This window comes from Legionella sp. JM-2024 (genome assembly GCF_055389095.1).
In genome coordinates this window covers 202,935-220,797 of the sequence record NZ_AP039388.1, presented here as the reverse complement: position 1 = coordinate 220,797, position 17,863 = coordinate 202,935, and the positions used below count along the sequence as shown (strand labels likewise).

Here is a 17,863-nt window from a genome sequence, read left to right as displayed (position 1 = left end):
GTTTAGCCCAACCTACTTACTATGGGATCCTGACGATAAAACATAACTAACAATTCATACACTTTAGGATAATATTGCTTAATTGTTACAGGATTTTCAAAAAAAAATTCGCTAAGCACAGCAAAAAACTCACCAGGTGATTCCACTGCGTACTGATCAATGGGGATAAAGTCGCGTTCTTCCACGCGTTGTTTAAAATCAGCATAAGCATGGCTAAACACCTCTGTCCATTGCTTTATCGACATCCCCTGGTGCAGTGGAGGAAAGCCATTTGCCCTACCATTGAGCATATCCAACTTGTGAGCAAATTCATGAATCACTACATTTCTTCCATCTACTTCACCAAGATGAAAAACATCATCCCAAGATAAAATAACTGGACCACGTAACCATGATTCGCCACTGAGATTTGCTCTATCCTGATGCTCCACCCCATATTCATCTACTTCCTTACTCTGCCGAGAAAATGCGCCAGGATAAACTATCACTGACACCCAGCCGTTATACCAATGCAGTCCAAGATTTAGAATAATAAGACAGGCTTGCAAAGCAATAATTAACCTCATGGTAGTGGTTAATTCAAACTCACCTATAGTTTCCAGCGATTTGTAGTGTAGAAACAAAATGGTTAGCCGCTTCAGCCTTGCTTTCTCATCCTCACTTAAGCGTGTAAGCAAAGGCAAATATTGAAACGCCTCCTGCCATTCTGTCTCAGTAATAGGAGAGCGTTGAACAATACGTTCGTACCACCATTCTTTTAACCATAACATCACTGTATCCCTGTGATTCGATATAACAAGGGCCTTAGATCCAGAATACCCTTACCCAAATATACAAAATAGCAAGCGTAAATTGGCTAAGCATAACACAGTCCAACGGTTTCAGATCATGGGCTAACTTCGTTTAGCTCAACCTACTTGCTGTTGATATATATGGACCCTAAAGAGATAAAAATTAATTTTACCAAGCACTTTCATTTTATGGATTATTTGATTTTATAAGCGCTACGAATGACTATGGCTATAGTCATCAGATACCATCCCGATAATAAAACATGAATACTGATGAATAAACCAATAACCCACATCCCAGTGACAGGCCAATTAGCCCACATCATGAAAGCCAGAATAATTTCAATGAGACCATTTAATAGCATCCAATACCAGGCTTCTTTACGATCGTCGAAAGCAAAAATAATATGAATCATTCCTGAATTAAAAAGGTATAAGGCTATAATCCATACTAAAATGACTGTAGCTGAAACCGGTTGAAATATTATCCAGAATCCGGCAATTATACTTAGAATACCCACATAAAGATTATAGAAAAAAAGTTTACGCTTTTTTGCAATAAAAACAGAAAAGATTCGAATTATTCCTGATGCGAGCAACAGAGCACCAAACCAATACACGGCAATAACGCTTATCATTATTGAAGAAACAATCGCACAAATACCTAATATAAAGAGCAAAATGCCTAGTATAAACACCGACATCCAATGACTTCCCAAAGACCCGGCATCAAGCTGCTCTATGCTATTCGTATTGTTCATTCCATTTATTCCGAAACATTCATGCCATGTAAACTATAGCATATATTATGCGACATTTCTCATAGACCACTAGAGCGAATTGCATCATAAAAAATGTTACCGAACGAGAAAGGGACATAGATTATAACAGCAACAATAGGGGACGGTCCGGGACGGACACCTTAAAACGTAAAATAATGAACAAATTGTAATACCTTTGATGAGAACCGTCCCGGACCGTCCCCTTTGGGTCAAATTTGATTTGACTATCAGTCACCCACCGTATTTCCAACCAGACCACGGAATACTTTCACCTTCCAAATTTAAAAATCGTTGTGGATTTTATTTAGACAGCTCTTTTCAGAGTTACATTCGGGCGCTGGAAAATTCGCTTGCAAACAATGGTAAAGCTTATTTTTTATTACGCCCATTAAAACATCATGGTCTTGATTTGTTTGCTGATATACAAAAAATACTACTGGAAACATCAGTAACAGTAAAAAAATATCGCATATTCACGGTCAGATATTATTTTATTAGAAAAACTGAAATGAATGGTAGCATTTCCCATTGCTTGCAAAGAGAAGAATTTTAAACAGCTGGCGACCCAACCAGAATAGGCCTGATTTAGATTTTGATGTTCTATAATTTAAAAGATGGATTTACTTTTGGTACTGATCATGATGTTCACTTTCAAAAATACTTTCTTAATGTTCGTGATGGCAATTGTTTTATCAATTAATAACAATGTGTTCGCCTGTCAGTGCTTTAATTCCTTTTTTTTGAATTCAATTTTTTCTAATAACCAGAAAGTAACATGTTCACTATCTACAGATTATGGCCGAGTCGTCAGAGTTAGTCTTTCTGACGGAAGAAATAGTGCTGTTTCTTCCATTTATGGCTGTTCGTTAAATTCTGTCAGTAGTAACATCCATAGAGACTTTTTTTATTATTCTAATGATAATGAATTGTGCGTTGAAGTAATCTTAACTGCTTGTCGCATGCTTAACATTGAAATTCATTCTTACTAACAACAATAGGGGACGGTCCGGGACGGACACCGTAAAATAATGAACAAATTGTAATACCTTTGATGAGAACCGTCCCGGACCGTCCCCTTTGAGTCCTTTTTTGGCTGCATCTTGTAAACAAAATGTAGAGAGACTTGCTGTTTATGCCAAACCTTCTCATCCCCATCTCAGGAGTTCTAATCAAATACACCACGTTATAATAGTCTATCCTTAATAATATTGGAGTAAGTAAGATAATTTTTTAGGCAATCTCTTAAACCTATTATTGATTTAAAAGGATGAGTATTTATGAAATCCACTATATTTTTATTATTAATGTGGATCTGTACTGAGTCTTTTGGGGCAACTATCATTATTAAAGGCCTACCATCTCCTTTAGTGTATAGAAATGAACTGTATTATTGGCCTCCAAATATAGTTATTAGACCTGAAACTACCAACTTATTCATTACAATGGATGGTATTAACAAGGTGTGTTTCCTAGATACGGGACCCCAAGGAACGTTAGAGCAAATTTCTGAGATTAGTATAATCATCAATGGAGTAAAAAAGGATTGGAACTGTTTCCCATATAGAACTACTATTCTTAAAGCTCGCCCATAGTAACATCAAATCACCAAGTGCTTCTTCCCTGATATCCAGAACAGGGATCTGACCAAAAAATTAATCAAACCATTTTTATAATTAGTAATTATTATAGAATTTACTTCTCTTACAGTGTTATGGATGCCAAAACTCCTCCCAATGAGATATTTTGAAGTAAAGTCTAAAAATGTTAAAATAATGGTCAGTTTTATAATGTATCTAATTTTGTTATGAATGACATAAGTTTCATCTTTAATGATCATCCCATGGTATCTAACATGAGAGATATTATGGATATTTGTGCTCCTCTTGCTACATTGGATATTACTACGTTCTCTCATATACGCACATTTCCTAATAATCGATTTTCAGTACTCTGTAACAATATCGATTTTGTTTGTAATTATTTCAAAAAAAATTACCATCATGCAGATCCTTGTGTGCAATTGAAGCCTGATGTGTGTGACCTGGGGCAGTTGATAGTATGGGATATTATAGAGTGTCAGGGTAAAACGGCAAAAATGATGAAAGATGCTGCAGATTTTAATTTCAGACATGTATTCACCATAATAAAACACACAAAAGACTTCATTGACTACTATCACTTTGGAACACATCTAACGAATAGCTCTATCAATCAACATTATTTAAATAATTTAGATTTGCTAGATAAGTTTATTCATTATTATCAAGGTGCAGTTAAGAACTCCTGCTCTTTATCAAAAATTTATTATCATGAACAACAATTTGAATCAGTGTCTTCCGAGAATGATTGGTCAATGTTTAAGGGGGCTGCTCTGGGGCAAAGGAAGCAGTTTTTGAATAAAATTGGTTTACAATCTGAGCTAAAACTTACGATACGAGAACTCGAATATGGACAATTATTACTTAAGGGTAAAACTGCAAAAGAAATTGCCATATCCTTAAAACAATCACCGCGCACTGTAGAGTCTCGTTTGGATATACTTAAATCTAAACTTTATGCAAAAAATAAAATTGATTTGGTCCTTAAATTGAAAGAGATACTCTAATTTATAATTACCGTAATATTACGGTATTTTTCCTAATCAAGTTTCGCTAAAATTAACTTAATTAACTAATTGGTTTTCATATCATGGTATTTGATGTTTTGCCTATTCAAAAATCTGAATTGATGTTGCTAATGCTCGACGAAGCTAATAAAGAAGGTTGGTCCTATAGCACTGAAGATGTTAATTTTTATTTCGATTGTCATATGAATCGAATCTATGTTGTGAAAGTGAATGGTAAATTAGCAGGATGTGTTATTCTGCATGCCAGTTCAAGCATAATCGATAAAAAACCACTTTATTCTGCAGGATTTTTTTTAGTTGTTGATAAATATCGCGGCCAAAAAATAGGTTCTTATTTATGGCAAAAAGCATTTACTGAAAATCTGCAGGCTGATGCGATGGTTTGTTTTCATTCAGTCCCTCGTGCTATTTCTTACTATGAAAAGATGGGATATAACCAAACAATACTGACCAACTATTACTATAAGCTACGAGTTAACAACTTAAAGAATTTGTCGAATGAGTCTATAGAAAAGTTATTTTCAAGCACAACTCTTAGAATTATTGATAGTGATACAAAATCAGATCTTTATAAATTTAATAGCAATTTATTTATAGGCGTTGGAGGTTTAGGGATTTGTGATTTTGTTAGTCAATGGATAAATCGTTCTGATGCTCTTATTGTTGGCTATTATGATCAAGGAAATTTGCAGGGCTATGGTGTTGTTACTGTGTGCAGTCATCTATCAGGTCAAGTTAGTTATCGTATTTCTCCCTTATATGCACTCAATCCAGGTGTCGCCCAGGCTCTCACGAAAGGATTAGTTTATATACTGGCAAAAAAATCCTTTGCGCATATTGAATTAAATACCTTGTCTTCGTATCACGATTCCTTCAGTCGTTTTTTAAAATCCCTGGGTTTTATCGAGGCTGGAAAGAATTATGTGGTTTGTAATCACCCAACACGCATAAACCATGATATCAAGCTATTAAATAACATTTTTTGTAGTATCCCTTTAGAATATCCACACGAAGCAATTGCTGGCACATGATCGCTTACTAATTTTTACCTTCCACAATAAATTTTATGTTTTGCAGCACATAATACTTTCAAATAACATTGAATCTCTAATACAAACGCAGTTTCAACAGTGGGCCTGCTTGAAGATTTATCAAAGAATTGTTCAAACCCCATAACACTCGTAAGTCAATACCCAGGATATCTCAAAAAAGTAGAGCAGTTAGGTTTAGATAAGATTTTGAATGCCGAAGATTTTTATAAGCCTATAATGCCTAATTCACTACTGAAAAAATGCCAATAACAACAATAGAGAACCGTCCCCGTTGGGTCTTTCGAGGCATTTAATTTTTGGTCAGATCCTTATTGGCCATTAATATTATCAACAATAGGGGACGGTCCGGGACGGACACCGTAAAACGTAAAATAATGAACAAATTGTAATACCTTTGATGAGAATCATCCCCGACCGTCCCCTTTGGGTCTTTTCTTTTGCGACAGAACCAAATTATGCGCCTTCTTTGGGAACAGTTGTTTTTTTAGGTTTAGGTGATGATTTTTTCACGGTTTTTTTTGGGTTTGTTTCTTTTGCAACTGACACGTCAGCAGCTTTTGATGTTTTTTTGGGAGTTGGAGTTTTTACGGTTTTTTTCGCAGGTTTTTCACTTTGAACGTTCTTGTTGCTTTTTGCATGTAGGATTAAATTTGCTTTTTCTTTTAATGTACGTCTTATGGTTTTGAACTCTTTTGTACGAATTTTAGCAAGATCCTTTTGATGTGAGGCACTAATTAATACGTTTCTCTCGATTTTTTCAGATAATAATGCGTATTTTTTTAGTAAGCGTCGTGCATTTTTAGCCAGCTCTGTGGAATCAATCTTAGCTGGAAATTCTTGAATCTCAGCAACAATTTTTTTAATTTTTGTTAATTCCATTGGAGTGTCTTGTCCCATAATGAGTCTCACGTTTGATAACAGTAAAAAAAGTATAGCCCATAGTTGGGGGTTCTTCCACAGAATCCCTAAATGACCACCGAAGATAAAGAAATACGTCTTAATTCTATTTTTAAAAATAGCGCGTCATTTTGCTGCGTTCTTGAGATTAGTGCCTAAAGAGCATTCCAGTGAAGTGAAGGAAAGCAATGTTTAATGTCTATCAGTAAGCGGGGAGATCGCTACATATGCAGTTTACTAATACATGGGGGCCGATCCGTTGTAAAAAACTCAGGAAAAAAACTGATTATTTAAATTGTTGGATACAACGCTGACCAAAAATTAATTAATGTACTCAATGACAAAAGGCTTCATTCCCTCAGGAAAATTCGATCATTGCGCTAAAGCAACTATCTGATAAATCTCATCCTGTGATTTTTCAATGAACATTGGCAAACCTTTTTTTGGGTTTAATTTTTATCAACTATACTGATAAATAAATAGTAGCAAAAGAAACAGACAGTAAAATCCACCTTATTCTTGCTTTTGGGGGTTACATGTTTGACTTTATACAAAAATCAATGACGATTTATCAACAAATTGAAGACCTTAATAATGATTTAGAGAAGCAGAAGAAGTATAAGGAAACGCTAACAGAACTTGAACTTATGGGAGCAGCGTGGGCAAATCGATTTTTAAGTTCAAAAATGGGGGGAATATACCATGTTTTCCTATCAGCTATGGGGAACAATGAAAATTATCGGGAATGGTTAAAAAAATGGGTGCAACCACCAGTGCGAGAGAGAGAATTCTTTACGCTAAACACCGAATTTGTCCACTCTTTGGATGAAAATTACTTAAAACTAGTAAACACCGAAATAGTTCGATCTCCGGATGGAAAGCACTTAGCATGGACAGGAGTGAATATTTCAAAAATCATAGAAGATGGTAAAATAATGATTCCTACAAGAGGAGCAGAGATCAGAGAATTTACATGTCTTTTTAATTTAAACGACCCTGAAGCTCTAGCACAAAACATCTATGGAATATGTAAAGAGTACTTGGATAGAGTTAACCCTGAGTATGAGTTTGTAACATTTGATGTCATATCTAGTCTTGATGAACTTTTGGAAAACCCAATTGATTTTATTACAAAAGATATTTTAGATGAATTTCTATTGAAGAAATTTCATAGCTCTGACACTTTAGATCTAAATAATACTTTTCAAACATTATGTAGTGAAGTTAATTTTCTTCGAATGCTAATAAATCTAAACAAAGAAAAGTGGCCATTATCAGAAAATAATCAACAATACTTAACTTGTCTGCAACAACTTGGGGCTCTTTATATGACTGGAAAAAGCTTACTTGAGGATAATAATAATAATAAATTAGCTTTTCAAAGTACACGAATGGTGTACGAAGCGCTGAAAAGTGCGAAGGAAAACCCTGAGAATGATGAAGATCCTTATGAGAAAGTAGAAGAACAGTTTTACCTTGGTTACTCCAAGGAAGAGATGATAAAACTTGAAGCTGAATGCGATAACAGACTGGCAAAAATCTCAAGCTTGAATAATCTCGAAATAATACTGGAGCAACTTAATTCGAGCGTACTCAAATCTGTGTTGGATTTAGGTAAAAGGATGCATCAAGGAGCTGCACCAGTCCTGCAACTCGAAGATGGTTGGAAGATAAGAGAATTAATCAATGATTGCGATCGTCAAGAACTCATAAAGTCTATTAATATAGCTTTGGGGTATGATAATGAGGAGCAATATTTATTAAGGAAGATCTTACTTGATATTTGCAATCCTGAAAATGCCGAATGCAAACTAATAGAAGTCATTGCGAATACGATACAATTAGAAATAGAAGATTTGGCAGCTTCTCAAGAGAATGTTGAAAGCTTGGAAACATCGTCACCTCAGAGATAAATTTGACTAAACGGTAGTGTTTAAATAACGTCATCTCTTTTAATTGTTTTAATTTCGACAATTAGAAAAGGTGCACATGAACAATAAAAATATAGATCTATTCAATTTAGGTTATACGAACAACGAACACCTGCCAGAATATATAACGATTTGAACCTCAATACCATTATTATTTGCTATTCGCGAATCGCGAACAACGAATGATTGTGCTATACTTAAGTTAAGATAACGATTGGGGTATCTACCTTATGCTAAAACCACAAGACATCGTAATACTTTTGAAAATACTTTCCATGATGGTTTTGAACAAAAACTATAAGGACGAGTATTTGTCTCAAAATAAACTTGCAACGCTTTTATGCATGAGTGTATCAGAAGTTAATGCCGGCATAAAAAGGTTAGTTCATTCAGGATTATTAGCACCGGTGCTTACAGATGAGCCTAAAAATAAAATGATATTCTTACCAAGTAAATCAGCTTGTGAAGAATGCCTGATATCGGGTGTGAAATATTTCTTTCCTGTAGAGCTGGGTGCTTATACTCGCGGGGTTGCTACGAGTTATGCCGCCCCTATCCTTGAAAAACAATTTATTCTCGGTGATGACCCTATTCCGGTCTGGCCTTATGGTGAAGGAGATAAAAGAGGATTGGCTTTAGAACCTTTGTATTCCTCGGTACCAAAATCATTGGCTCAATTTCCAGACCAAACTTTTTATGAATTACTCGTGCTTGTCGATGCAATTCGCAGTGGGCGAGCACGAGAAAGAAATATCGCTACTACATTATTAAAGGAAATTATTCATGGCAAACATCAAGCAAGAACGAGCCACAGCGAATTTGAGAATGCTGGAGTTCGTGGCAAGGAAATTAGGACCACTAAATGAAGAGGTTATCTACTTGGGTGGTTGCACTACTGCGCTTTTTATAACTGATCCTTTATCGCTAGATGTTCGTCCTACGAGAGATGTAGATTGCATTGTGGATATTGTCTCCTTGCCGAAGTATTACCAATTTGGGAAGAAACTATCAGACCAAGGATTTAAACAGTCTATAGATGAATCTGTCATATGCCGGTGGCATTATGATGAGGTCATTTTAGACGTCATGCCAATAGATGAGAGCGTTTTAAAATTTGGTAATCGCTGGTACAAAGAAGCTATTGAGCACGTCATTACACACCAATTGAAAGATGACCTTATCATTAAATCAGTAACTGCACCCTACCTCCTGGCAACCAAGATTGAGGCATTTAAAACAAGAGGTAATAATGATTTCTTAGGAAGCCATGATTTTGAGGACATTATTACTGTCGTTGCTGGGCGTACTGAAATTGCAGATGATATCTGTCTTGCGACAGAGAACCTAAAAACACACCTTAAACAGTTTTTTGCAGAAATCATTAATGATGATAATTTCCGAACAGCATTACCAGGGCATCTTAACGACGGCCCTGTTACAATACAACGTATTCAAACAGTTCAGGATCGCATAAAGCACATCATTAGTGGCTAAGGAAAAGTATGAAACTGGCATGGTTAACTGACATTCACCTAAATTTTATTGACCTTATAAGACGCAACCAATTTTATCAAGAAATTGTTGATAGTGCTTGTGATGGCATATTAATTAGTGGTGATATTGCAGAAGCGCCTTGTATTAAAGAGCTGTTGCAAGAATTATCCCATTTTATTGAAAAACCAGTGTATTTCGTTCTTGGCAATCATGATTACTACCGTGGTCAGGTAAGCGAAGTACAAAGCGAAATTACAGACCTAACCAAATCGAACACACATTTACTTTGGCTCCCGGCATCAGGTCCTTTACAATTAAATGAGAGTACTTTTTTAGTTGGCCAAGATGGGTGGGCTGATGGTCGGCTGGGTAATTATCATGATAGTCGGGTTGTGCTTAATGACAGCAGAATGATCGGTGATTTGTTTCAAGAAAAGCTGCTTGGTCGTTCTCAACTATTAGCAAAAATGCAACAACTTGCTGATCATGATGCTGAGCAGTTAGGACTACAATTGATGGCTGCTGTGAAAAAGCAGCCCAAAAAGATTATTGTTCTGACGCATATTCCTCCATTTAAAGAAGTATGCTTGCATGAGGGAAAAATCAATAATAATGATTGGTTGCCTTATTTTTCTTCGAAGGCAACTGGTGAAATATTAAACGATATTTGCATGAAACATCCTGACATTCATTTCCTAGTGTTATGCGGTCATACACATGATAAAGCGAAGTATAATCTTCTTCCCAATTTAGAAGTTGAAGCTGGACATGCCGAATATAATCGGCCAGAAATTCAGAAAATTATTTCTATCGAGTGACAATGAATCTCTCTGTCTAGTGGTTCCCAGTTGTATCAAAATCACTTTCTACCTATCAACTATACTCTGAAGAGAGTGGTTGAAGCTCGTTCGAAAGGGATAATGATGGGTGATTTAAAAAAACAAATTTATTTAGGCAATGATGAGTTTATTAATGAGATGTTGAAAAAAATTGACCCTCAAATGAATCTAATAGATATCCAAAAAACTCAATATAAAACAGAGAGATATACTTTAAAGGAAATAGAACAAAAGGCAGGTACGAGAAATGAAGGGATTCAAGTTGCGTACAAAAGTGGACAATTTAGTTTAAAAGAAATTGGGGATTATTTTGGCTTGCATTATTCTAGTGTAAGTAAAATAGTCAAAAAATTTTGACCATAGATTTGTAAATTCAAAATTCAAGGCCTGACCCTGAGCTATCCCGTCAAATTTTTTAAAAAAAAGGCATATAAAACAAAGGGGTTAAATTATAAGGAATAGACATGCATGCCAGTTCGTGATCTAATTCGATTCGCGAAAAAAGACTAGATAAAGGAACAGCCATGCATGCAGTAAGATTATTACAAATGAATATAGAAAAGTCATGCCCCAATATTCATAAAAAGCGTTCTAATTGCTTATTTGAAGTGGTCTATTCATTAATAGACTGCGGAAAGTTATGGATTAGTGCATTAGGTCGAGGTCTGAAAAATCAAACCACAGCAAAACATAATATAAAGAAAGTAGATTCCTTAATTGGTAACAAAAAACTACATGAAGAACGTGAGTGTATCTATAAATATATAGCAGCGACTTGGATAGGCACTAAAACCCGACCCATAGTGATTGTTGATTGGTCCCCGGTTTCAGCGGATTGTAAGCATTATTTTCTAAGGGCATCGGTTACAGGAGTAGGTCGCTTGATGACTATCTATGAAGAAGTTCATGCTCAGAAGCATTATGCAAATCACAACATTCATAGTGAATTTTTAAGTAAATTAAGTTCTATTCTTCCAGCGAACTGTCGTCCTATTGTTGTTACAGATGCAGGTTTTAGAAATACGTGGTTTACGCTTATCACTCAATTAGGATGGGATTTTATTGGACGAGTAAGGTTTCAGACCTTAATAAAAATTGGTGATGACGACTGGGTCCATGTAAAGAGCTTATATCCAAAGGCGACAAAAACACCCAAATATCTAAGTGGAGCTACCATTGCCAGAAGGAATCCATTAGATGCCTCTCTTTATATTTATAAAGAACCTAGCAAAGGCCGTATAAAAAAGACGATTCAAGGAGAAAAATGCCAATCAAGCAACAGTAAGCAATATGCTAAAGGAGCTAATGAGCCATGGGCCATTATCACATCTCTTTCAGAAGGCATAAATACGTCTAAAAAGATAATCAAAATATATAAATTACGCATGCAAATTGAAGGCTCTTTTAAAGATATAAAAAATAAACGCTATGGATTTCGTCTTCCTGAATCGGGTACAAAAAGTATCAAACGGTTAGAAAATTTAATCCTCATTGCGCTTATTGCTACAGTAGTTGCATGGTTAGCAGGCCAGATCGCGATAACAAATAAATGGCATTATCAAATTCAGGCTAATACGGTTCGTAATATTCCAGTATTAAGTATTATGTTCATTGGCCTTCATATTTTAAGAAATTTAATTTCTTATAAAACGAACAAAAAACAACTGATTCAAGCTTTTTCTTATATCAGTAATTATGGCTTAGATTGGGAAAATTATGATTGCACAAATATTTGACGGGATCGTTCAAGGCCTGCCCCCTAGATGGTTTTTTTGTTTTTACTGATATGGAGTGTTTTTTTAACTTCAGCTACGGCCTCATTTGATGAGTCAATTATTGAAATAGTAAATTCTTGCTCTATCTTTTTATTGCTTTTTAATGCTTCTTGAATCAGCTCAATGTGCTGAGGCGTCAAGTTAAAAGTTGCAAAAACTGTGCCTCTAGCAGGTTTTTTATAGTGGATAGAAGCTGATTTGTCCCACACTACATACTCTTTTCCTAGTGTATTGATAAGCATGAGCATATAAAAGGGATCACACATCGCATAAAGACTTCCACCAAAATGAGTTCCTACATAATTCTTATTCCAGAATCTCATATTCATTTGTACCACAATGGTTGTTAATTCTGGATTAAAGCTTTTTACTTTAATTCCAGCTCCCCAAAAAGGTGGCCAGAATCTCATTAATTTTAAAAGATTGTGAAGTTTCATAAACAATTATTCATAATGAATGATTTTCCATAATGTGATTAGTTCTGTTATGTGTCAAGGCTAAGCAAGTTACGTTCCGTGCATCTCAAGCACCTAGAGGGTCAGGCCTTGAATTGTGATTGGAGTCGCCATTTAGGGTAAATTCTTTGTAATGTACTGTACTATTTACAAATTAGATTTGCTTTAAATAATAACCTACTAAAACTCCGATCAGAACTGGAACGATTTGTATAGCTAATTTGATTAAGATATTATCTTTCCAAGATTTCTTCTATTTGTTTAATTAATTCCAAGTTTAAACGGTACATTCCTTTACCTATTTATTGGGTAGTGTGTGTATTTCAAATTATTTTTACAAAAACAGCAAAAACTAAAAAAGTGATTAAATAGTGCCGCTATGGTGCCGCAGCATAAAGATATGTATGTTTATTATATATAAATCAAGGAGTTAAGTGGTGGTGGCGGCGGGAATCGAACCCGCGACAATTTATTCTAACCTATTGTTATTACTGGATTATATTTAATACTTTGATTTTTTGGGCAGTTATTGGGTAGTTTTTCTCTCAATTGCTACTGTGCCTTTTTGTCAATTTTATTTGACATTATCTGCCAATATTACTAATTAAATTAGTAGTATTGATTGATTTTGTCATATTGATAGCAAGGACAACCAACTTACAAGTCCAAGTTTAGGATTAATCAGGCTAAAGATAAAAACTCGCATCATTAAGGTAGATCCAAGTGTAACTTTAATGCAGAATTGATCTTAGATAAGATTAAATTGCTAACAATGCCCTGAACCTTCATATTAGAAATTCTATTTTTTGAAATAGTTCTAATTTGATGACATTGGGCTTTTGAGGTTTTTGACAAACCACTATCATTACTGTTAAGCAAGACTTCAAATGGATAAACTTTATTAACATTTGATGTAATTGGTACAATGGTAATTGTGTTAGCAGCAATGTTATTAGCATTATTACTTATAATAAGTACCGGCCGAATTTTTTTAGTTTCATCGCCCACAGCAGGATCTAAATCAGCATAATAAATCTCACCACGTTTCATTTTCTTCAAGTCCATCTAAAGATGTATTCTCAAATGCTAAATCAACTTCCTGATTCGCCTCTCTGTAATAAGCTTCAAGTTGCTTTTGTTGCAACAAATAAAGTGCTTCTTTAATAACCTCAGAGCGACTTTTTAGATGATGATCGACAAGGTAATTTTCAATAAATTCACATTGCTGTTGAGGCAAGGAAATAGATAGTTTTTGAACAAGCATAATATCTTCCTCCTTATATTCTTACTTTTAAGAATACCATAAGTAGGAAAAACTTCAAGTGCGCGTCAATAAAAGAATTATTTTCAAATAGCTTTTTCAGTAAATTAAACGGGGGTTTTACGAACTTGAGACGAAATAAATCCGTTTTTCAGATGGTTATTCATTTCGAGGTCAATTTTCTACTTAAGGCATACTTTTCACAGTAATCAGACTTAGTTAAATTAGATTTAGCTCGAATAAAATTTTAAGATTACCCTAAAATTTCGTTAGGACTCAGCTCACTCAACCGCCAATTTGTTCCATCTATTCTTATAGGTACTTTATCATGCGGTGTTTCATCATCCAACTGTACATAAGAGTCCGTCCCAACAAAATTCTTTGGAAATAACACAAGACATGAATCTTTAGTGAATTTTGAGGGGTATAGGATTCCCTCTATACCTGCAGTATAAACCAAATGACCAAATATTTGTGAATTAGCAGGTACATCATATCTACTTGGATAATCTCTCCATGATGGCATTAAAAGTGAGTCCAATAGTTTTTTAACTGTTTTTATAGTTTCAGGATTCGGCTCACCTAACTCATAAGCCCTAACCTTTAATTCTTTAGATAGTTTGAATTGCTTTATTAATTTAAGAAAAGGCTCTAAACCTTTCTCATTTGTTAAATCAAAGATTTTATCAAATTTTCCGCTTATAGAAACAATAGTTTCAGAAGCAGGGTTTGTTAATGCCATTTCACGGGGGGACAGCAGGTCATGAGGAAGTTGTCCTAAATGCTCTTGTAAAGCCGTATCTTTATTTTTTGCTATATATAAAGCGGAAAATGAAGGTACCTCAGTGTTTACATTGACGCCTGTATTAAATCTTCCTCCAATGTTAGTCAAACTCCCAACAGTTGATAAGGGATGTAACCCATATTTATATTTTACCCCTCTTTGCCAATTTGATACTTCAAAAGAAATACAGGTTTGAATTAAAGCTTCTTGTATTTGATCTTGAATTAAATTTCTTTGTCGAGCTAGTTCCGAAAAATAATTCCAATGGAAATTTAAAAGTTTTTGGGTAACGCTCTTAGCTTCTCTTAGACCATCAACAGTTCCAGATTCAAGCAAATGTATTACTTGAGGTTTTATTATTTTTGATTTACCTCTTCCCGATGCCATAGAAATTATCTCTGATTTTCATCTAATGCTGTTTGAATAAAATTTAGTAATTTCTTGAAACGACCTACACGAATCATATCTCTAGGTGCCATCCCACCTAAAAGAGGATTTGGAATAGAAAGCCAAAGAATGGTTTTTTGACGATCATTAAAAAAGCCCTCGACTAAATTTAAAGCAATAGCCCATTCCTGCATGCGTTCTTTAAGTTCTGCAGGCATTTTGTTAGGTTCATAACGGACAGAATTAACTGGCACATTTGCAGCAATTGCAACATCGCTTTTTTTATAATTTAAAATCTCTACTACCTTTTGACCATCAACCATTCCATCATGAAAAAGATTTAAATAGTCTTTATTGGGTACAGTTCTAAATAAAGATGGTTGTTGTAGTGGCATCTTATATCTCATTTTTAATAGGTTATACTCTAAGAATAGATCAATATAACAAATAAGCCATGTTTTTACCACAAATTTACCGTAATTTTACCACGAAAATAGCTCTGTAAATTAACCAAATACTTTAAAATATCGATTAATAAATTTATTAAACTTAACGGGGGTTTTCCTTACTACTCTACCGCCTTATAAAATCCAACACAAAATCAAGTTGATAGCAGTAAAAAAATCTTGTTAATATTTCACAGTTAATTCTTAACACCATTTGGCGAGTAAATTATCTTTTTAAAATGAAGTACTGACACCAACCAATTGAACTAAATCATTTGGTCAAAGAACTTATTCTAAACAAAATCAATAATATAAAGTAATAAATAAATATTCTGGGACAATTTGGGGACACTTTATTATTTAAAATTATTCCTGATAATAAGACACCATTCTGATTGATCTATAATTAAACAACAAAGATGGAGATCAAATTATGGATAAAAGTGATATTTTAACGTTTAAAAATGCACTTGCTGAATCGGACTCAATGTGCAGATCATTACTTATCGGAAATGGTTTTAGTAAAAGTATCTCTAAAAGGTTTAGTTATGAGGATTTGCTTGAATTAACAAACAATAATGAAAAATTAGAAAAACACCACCTACCAAACGATCTGATGAATCTTTTTACAGATCTAGATACTGTCGACTTTGAAAAAGTAATAGCTTTCTTGGAAGTTGCAGAAATAGTGTTAAGTTCATACTCAAAAAATAACGATACTAACATTGTCTGCAACCAATTAGAGAAAAAAATCAAAGTTGATAAAGATTCTGCAAAAACGTCTTTCGTTCATGCCATTAACTATACTCATCGTAATTTGGCACAAAATATTATGGATGAAACATACTCCAAGGTAGGCGAATTTTTGTACAATTTTAATTGTATTTTTACTATAAATTATGATCTTCTTTTGTATTGGTTTTTAATGAGGAAAAGGGAACAGGTCGGATCTAGTAATTTTAAATTTGATGATGGCTTTACTCGTTATGGTTGGGGAATAAATGAGCCATGCTTGAACAATCAAAATATCTTTTATCTTCATGGTGCGTTGCATTTTTTTTCTCTTACTAATTTATTTAAAATCAGGGCAGAAGAATATGACAACATAACTAATAAAATTACAAAACATATTATGAATGGTAAATATCCACTTACTATTATGGAAGGGAAGCATGAAACTAAGAAGAAAGAGATACTGAAAAACGCCTACCTAAATCGCTGTTATAAAAAATTGAAAGATACTGAGGGGAGCCTATTCATTTTAGGGACATCCCTTAATATCCATGCTGATGATCATATTTACCACCAAATTAAGTGTAGTAGTTTCGATTCTATATACTTTGGAATTTTTGATAAAGACGATAAAGATTTAATTGAAAGGATAAAATATTTGGGTTGGAATAATAGTAAGAAAATAGTTTTTTTTGATACTGGTTCAGCAATTGATTGGAAACAAATAGAAGATGAGGGCAACAACTTTTGATAATCCACTTTATTGCAGGATGATGTCCCGAAAGTGTCCCAATATTCTAATACTGGGTCCATATTATGTAATTTCCTGTCGCCCTTATATGAGTTTTGGCATCAATAATTCAATTACTTAGCAAACAAAACGTTCATATCTTTTTCTGCTTGTTCTAGAAAGTCAATGCAGTAACCTATGACTACTTTAGTATGGTTTTCCTCAACCTCACAGTGTACTCCCCTTCCTCGACCATCATCTTTCATCTTATAGAAACTTAACGGAAATGAGTGAGCTTGAGATGATAAAAACTCATATAATCCTCTAAATGTATTTTTATCCAAACCCATTTTAACCACAAGATCATCCTGGCTTACCATTAAGGGCTTTTTTCCTTTTAAAAATTCTTTTTGCTGCTTATCAGGCAACGAGAGGAAATATTTGTTTTTATTTAAACGATTTTCCAAATCTTTTACAGTTACTTGAAATTTATCAATGCCATTTTTTATACCTAATTTCTCATAAAGACTTATTCTTGCTTTACAATCATGTAAATTAAAAATATTCCAACGACAACCCCATTCACTTTTACTTATTTTATCAATGCATAAGTAATAAAAAATCAGGTAGCACTCTATTACATTTCTAGTTAAAGACGCAGCTGATGCATAATCCCAATGTCCATCTTCTCTTTCAGGAAGTATTGATAATAGAGTTTTTGCAGTTACACACATTCTTGTAAATAATACAGAAGAATAAAAATGCTGTTGCGATTTAGAAGGAATATTTGCGAAAGCACGTGAGGTATGTATACATTTTGCGACTAAACTTTCAAAATTAATTTTTGTTTCATAATAGCTCATAAACATCCTTTTTTAATA

Annotated in this window: 20 protein-coding genes; 11 read left to right on the top strand and 9 right to left on the bottom strand. The window is 34.2% G+C overall.

Annotation, left to right across the window (positions count from 1 at the left end; translation table 11 throughout):
• Positions 1-2 precede the first annotated feature (2 nt).
• Both ACZ5EK_RS00980 and ACZ5EK_RS00975 read right to left on the bottom strand, forming a co-directional pair.
• On the bottom strand, positions 3-770 hold the full coding sequence (locus ACZ5EK_RS00980) for a M90 family metallopeptidase (protein ID WP_464430934.1): 768 nt from the start codon (positions 768-770) through the stop codon (positions 3-5).
• A gap of 215 nt (positions 771-985) precedes the next feature.
• A complete protein-coding gene (locus ACZ5EK_RS00975) occupies positions 986-1,552 on the bottom strand; it encodes an HdeD family acid-resistance protein (protein WP_464430933.1) in 567 nt (188 codons plus the stop codon).
• Between the two features lie 199 nt (positions 1,553-1,751).
• On the opposite strand from ACZ5EK_RS00975, the gene ACZ5EK_RS00970 reads away from it, so the two are divergent.
• The 4 genes from ACZ5EK_RS00970 (at position 1,752) to ACZ5EK_RS00955 (ending at position 5,230) form a co-directional block, all read left to right on the top strand.
• Positions 1,752-2,126 carry a hypothetical protein gene (locus tag ACZ5EK_RS00970; protein ID WP_464430932.1) on the top strand — a complete coding sequence of 125 codons (375 nt, stop codon included), beginning with the start codon at positions 1,752-1,754 and terminating at the stop codon, positions 2,124-2,126.
• A gap of 724 nt (positions 2,127-2,850) precedes the next feature.
• Positions 2,851-3,165 carry a hypothetical protein gene (locus ACZ5EK_RS00965; protein ID WP_464430931.1) on the top strand — a complete coding sequence of 105 codons (315 nt, stop codon included), beginning with the start codon at positions 2,851-2,853 and terminating at the stop codon, positions 3,163-3,165.
• A 260-nt stretch (positions 3,166-3,425) separates the two neighbouring features.
• Positions 3,426-4,178 carry a response regulator transcription factor gene (locus ACZ5EK_RS00960; RefSeq protein ID WP_464430930.1) on the top strand — a complete coding sequence of 251 codons (753 nt, stop codon included), beginning with the start codon at positions 3,426-3,428 and terminating at the stop codon, positions 4,176-4,178.
• 83 nt (positions 4,179-4,261) lie between these two features.
• Positions 4,262-5,230 carry a GNAT family N-acetyltransferase gene (locus ACZ5EK_RS00955; RefSeq protein ID WP_464430929.1) on the top strand — a complete coding sequence of 323 codons (969 nt, stop codon included), beginning with the start codon at positions 4,262-4,264 and terminating at the stop codon, positions 5,228-5,230.
• Between the two features lie 474 nt (positions 5,231-5,704).
• Here the strand turns inward: ACZ5EK_RS00955 and ACZ5EK_RS00950 are convergent, their stop codons facing one another.
• A complete protein-coding gene (locus ACZ5EK_RS00950; RefSeq protein ID WP_464430928.1) occupies positions 5,705-6,148 on the bottom strand; it encodes a hypothetical protein in 444 nt (147 codons plus the stop codon).
• Positions 6,149-6,684: 536 nt separating this feature from the next.
• On the opposite strand from ACZ5EK_RS00950, the gene ACZ5EK_RS00945 reads away from it, so the two are divergent.
• From ACZ5EK_RS00945 to ACZ5EK_RS00920, 6 genes are all read left to right on the top strand, one after another.
• Positions 6,685-8,061, top strand: a complete 1,377-nt coding sequence (locus ACZ5EK_RS00945) for a hypothetical protein (protein ID WP_464430927.1) — start codon at positions 6,685-6,687, stop codon at positions 8,059-8,061.
• A gap of 248 nt (positions 8,062-8,309) precedes the next feature.
• Positions 8,310-8,945 carry a helix-turn-helix domain-containing protein gene (locus ACZ5EK_RS00940; protein ID WP_464430926.1) on the top strand — a complete coding sequence of 212 codons (636 nt, stop codon included), beginning with the start codon at positions 8,310-8,312 and terminating at the stop codon, positions 8,943-8,945.
• The gene (locus ACZ5EK_RS00935) at positions 8,863-9,573 is read left to right on the top strand and encodes a hypothetical protein (RefSeq protein ID WP_464430925.1); all 711 of its coding nucleotides are present in this window, start codon (positions 8,863-8,865) and stop codon (positions 9,571-9,573) included. The genes ACZ5EK_RS00940 and ACZ5EK_RS00935 overlap by 83 nt, the downstream gene beginning before the upstream one ends.
• 8 nt (positions 9,574-9,581) lie before the next feature.
• Positions 9,582-10,391 (top strand): metallophosphoesterase family protein, encoded by an 810-nt coding sequence (locus ACZ5EK_RS00930; RefSeq protein WP_464430924.1) that lies wholly within the window; start codon positions 9,582-9,584, stop codon positions 10,389-10,391.
• 105 nt (positions 10,392-10,496) lie between these two features.
• Positions 10,497-10,769 (top strand): hypothetical protein, encoded by a 273-nt coding sequence (locus ACZ5EK_RS00925; RefSeq protein ID WP_464430923.1) that lies wholly within the window; start codon positions 10,497-10,499, stop codon positions 10,767-10,769.
• Between the two features lie 167 nt (positions 10,770-10,936).
• Positions 10,937-12,148 carry an IS4 family transposase gene (locus ACZ5EK_RS00920; protein ID WP_464430922.1) on the top strand — a complete coding sequence of 404 codons (1,212 nt, stop codon included), beginning with the start codon at positions 10,937-10,939 and terminating at the stop codon, positions 12,146-12,148.
• A gap of 23 nt (positions 12,149-12,171) precedes the next feature.
• Here the strand turns inward: ACZ5EK_RS00920 and ACZ5EK_RS00915 are convergent, their stop codons facing one another.
• From ACZ5EK_RS00915 to ACZ5EK_RS00895, 5 genes are all read right to left on the bottom strand, one after another.
• Positions 12,172-12,624 (bottom strand): YiiD C-terminal domain-containing protein, encoded by a 453-nt coding sequence (locus tag ACZ5EK_RS00915; RefSeq protein WP_464430921.1) that lies wholly within the window; start codon positions 12,622-12,624, stop codon positions 12,172-12,174.
• A gap of 726 nt (positions 12,625-13,350) precedes the next feature.
• Entirely contained in the window at positions 13,351-13,692 is a 342-nt protein-coding gene (locus ACZ5EK_RS00910) for a type II toxin-antitoxin system PemK/MazF family toxin (RefSeq protein ID WP_464430920.1), read from the bottom strand.
• Positions 13,679-13,906 carry a ribbon-helix-helix domain-containing protein gene (locus ACZ5EK_RS00905; protein WP_025384787.1) on the bottom strand — a complete coding sequence of 76 codons (228 nt, stop codon included), beginning with the start codon at positions 13,904-13,906 and terminating at the stop codon, positions 13,679-13,681. Before ACZ5EK_RS00905 ends, ACZ5EK_RS00910 begins: the two co-directional genes overlap by 14 nt.
• A gap of 250 nt (positions 13,907-14,156) precedes the next feature.
• Positions 14,157-15,074 (bottom strand): RES family NAD+ phosphorylase, encoded by a 918-nt coding sequence (locus ACZ5EK_RS00900; protein WP_464430919.1) that lies wholly within the window; start codon positions 15,072-15,074, stop codon positions 14,157-14,159.
• A gap of 5 nt (positions 15,075-15,079) precedes the next feature.
• Positions 15,080-15,469 (bottom strand): hypothetical protein, encoded by a 390-nt coding sequence (locus ACZ5EK_RS00895; RefSeq protein WP_464430918.1) that lies wholly within the window; start codon positions 15,467-15,469, stop codon positions 15,080-15,082.
• Positions 15,470-15,953: 484 nt separating this feature from the next.
• Here ACZ5EK_RS00895 and ACZ5EK_RS00890 point away from each other — a divergent pair, with 484 nt between their 5' ends.
• Complete coding sequence (locus tag ACZ5EK_RS00890; RefSeq protein WP_464430917.1) at positions 15,954-17,003, top strand: DUF4917 family protein; 1,050 nt, start codon at positions 15,954-15,956, stop codon at positions 17,001-17,003.
• A gap of 113 nt (positions 17,004-17,116) precedes the next feature.
• Here the strand turns inward: ACZ5EK_RS00890 and ACZ5EK_RS00885 are convergent, their stop codons facing one another.
• Positions 17,117-17,845: a DUF5677 domain-containing protein gene (locus tag ACZ5EK_RS00885; RefSeq protein WP_464430916.1), complete on the bottom strand. Its 729-nt coding sequence runs from the start codon at positions 17,843-17,845 to the stop codon at positions 17,117-17,119.
• Positions 17,846-17,863: the final 18 nt, after the last annotated feature.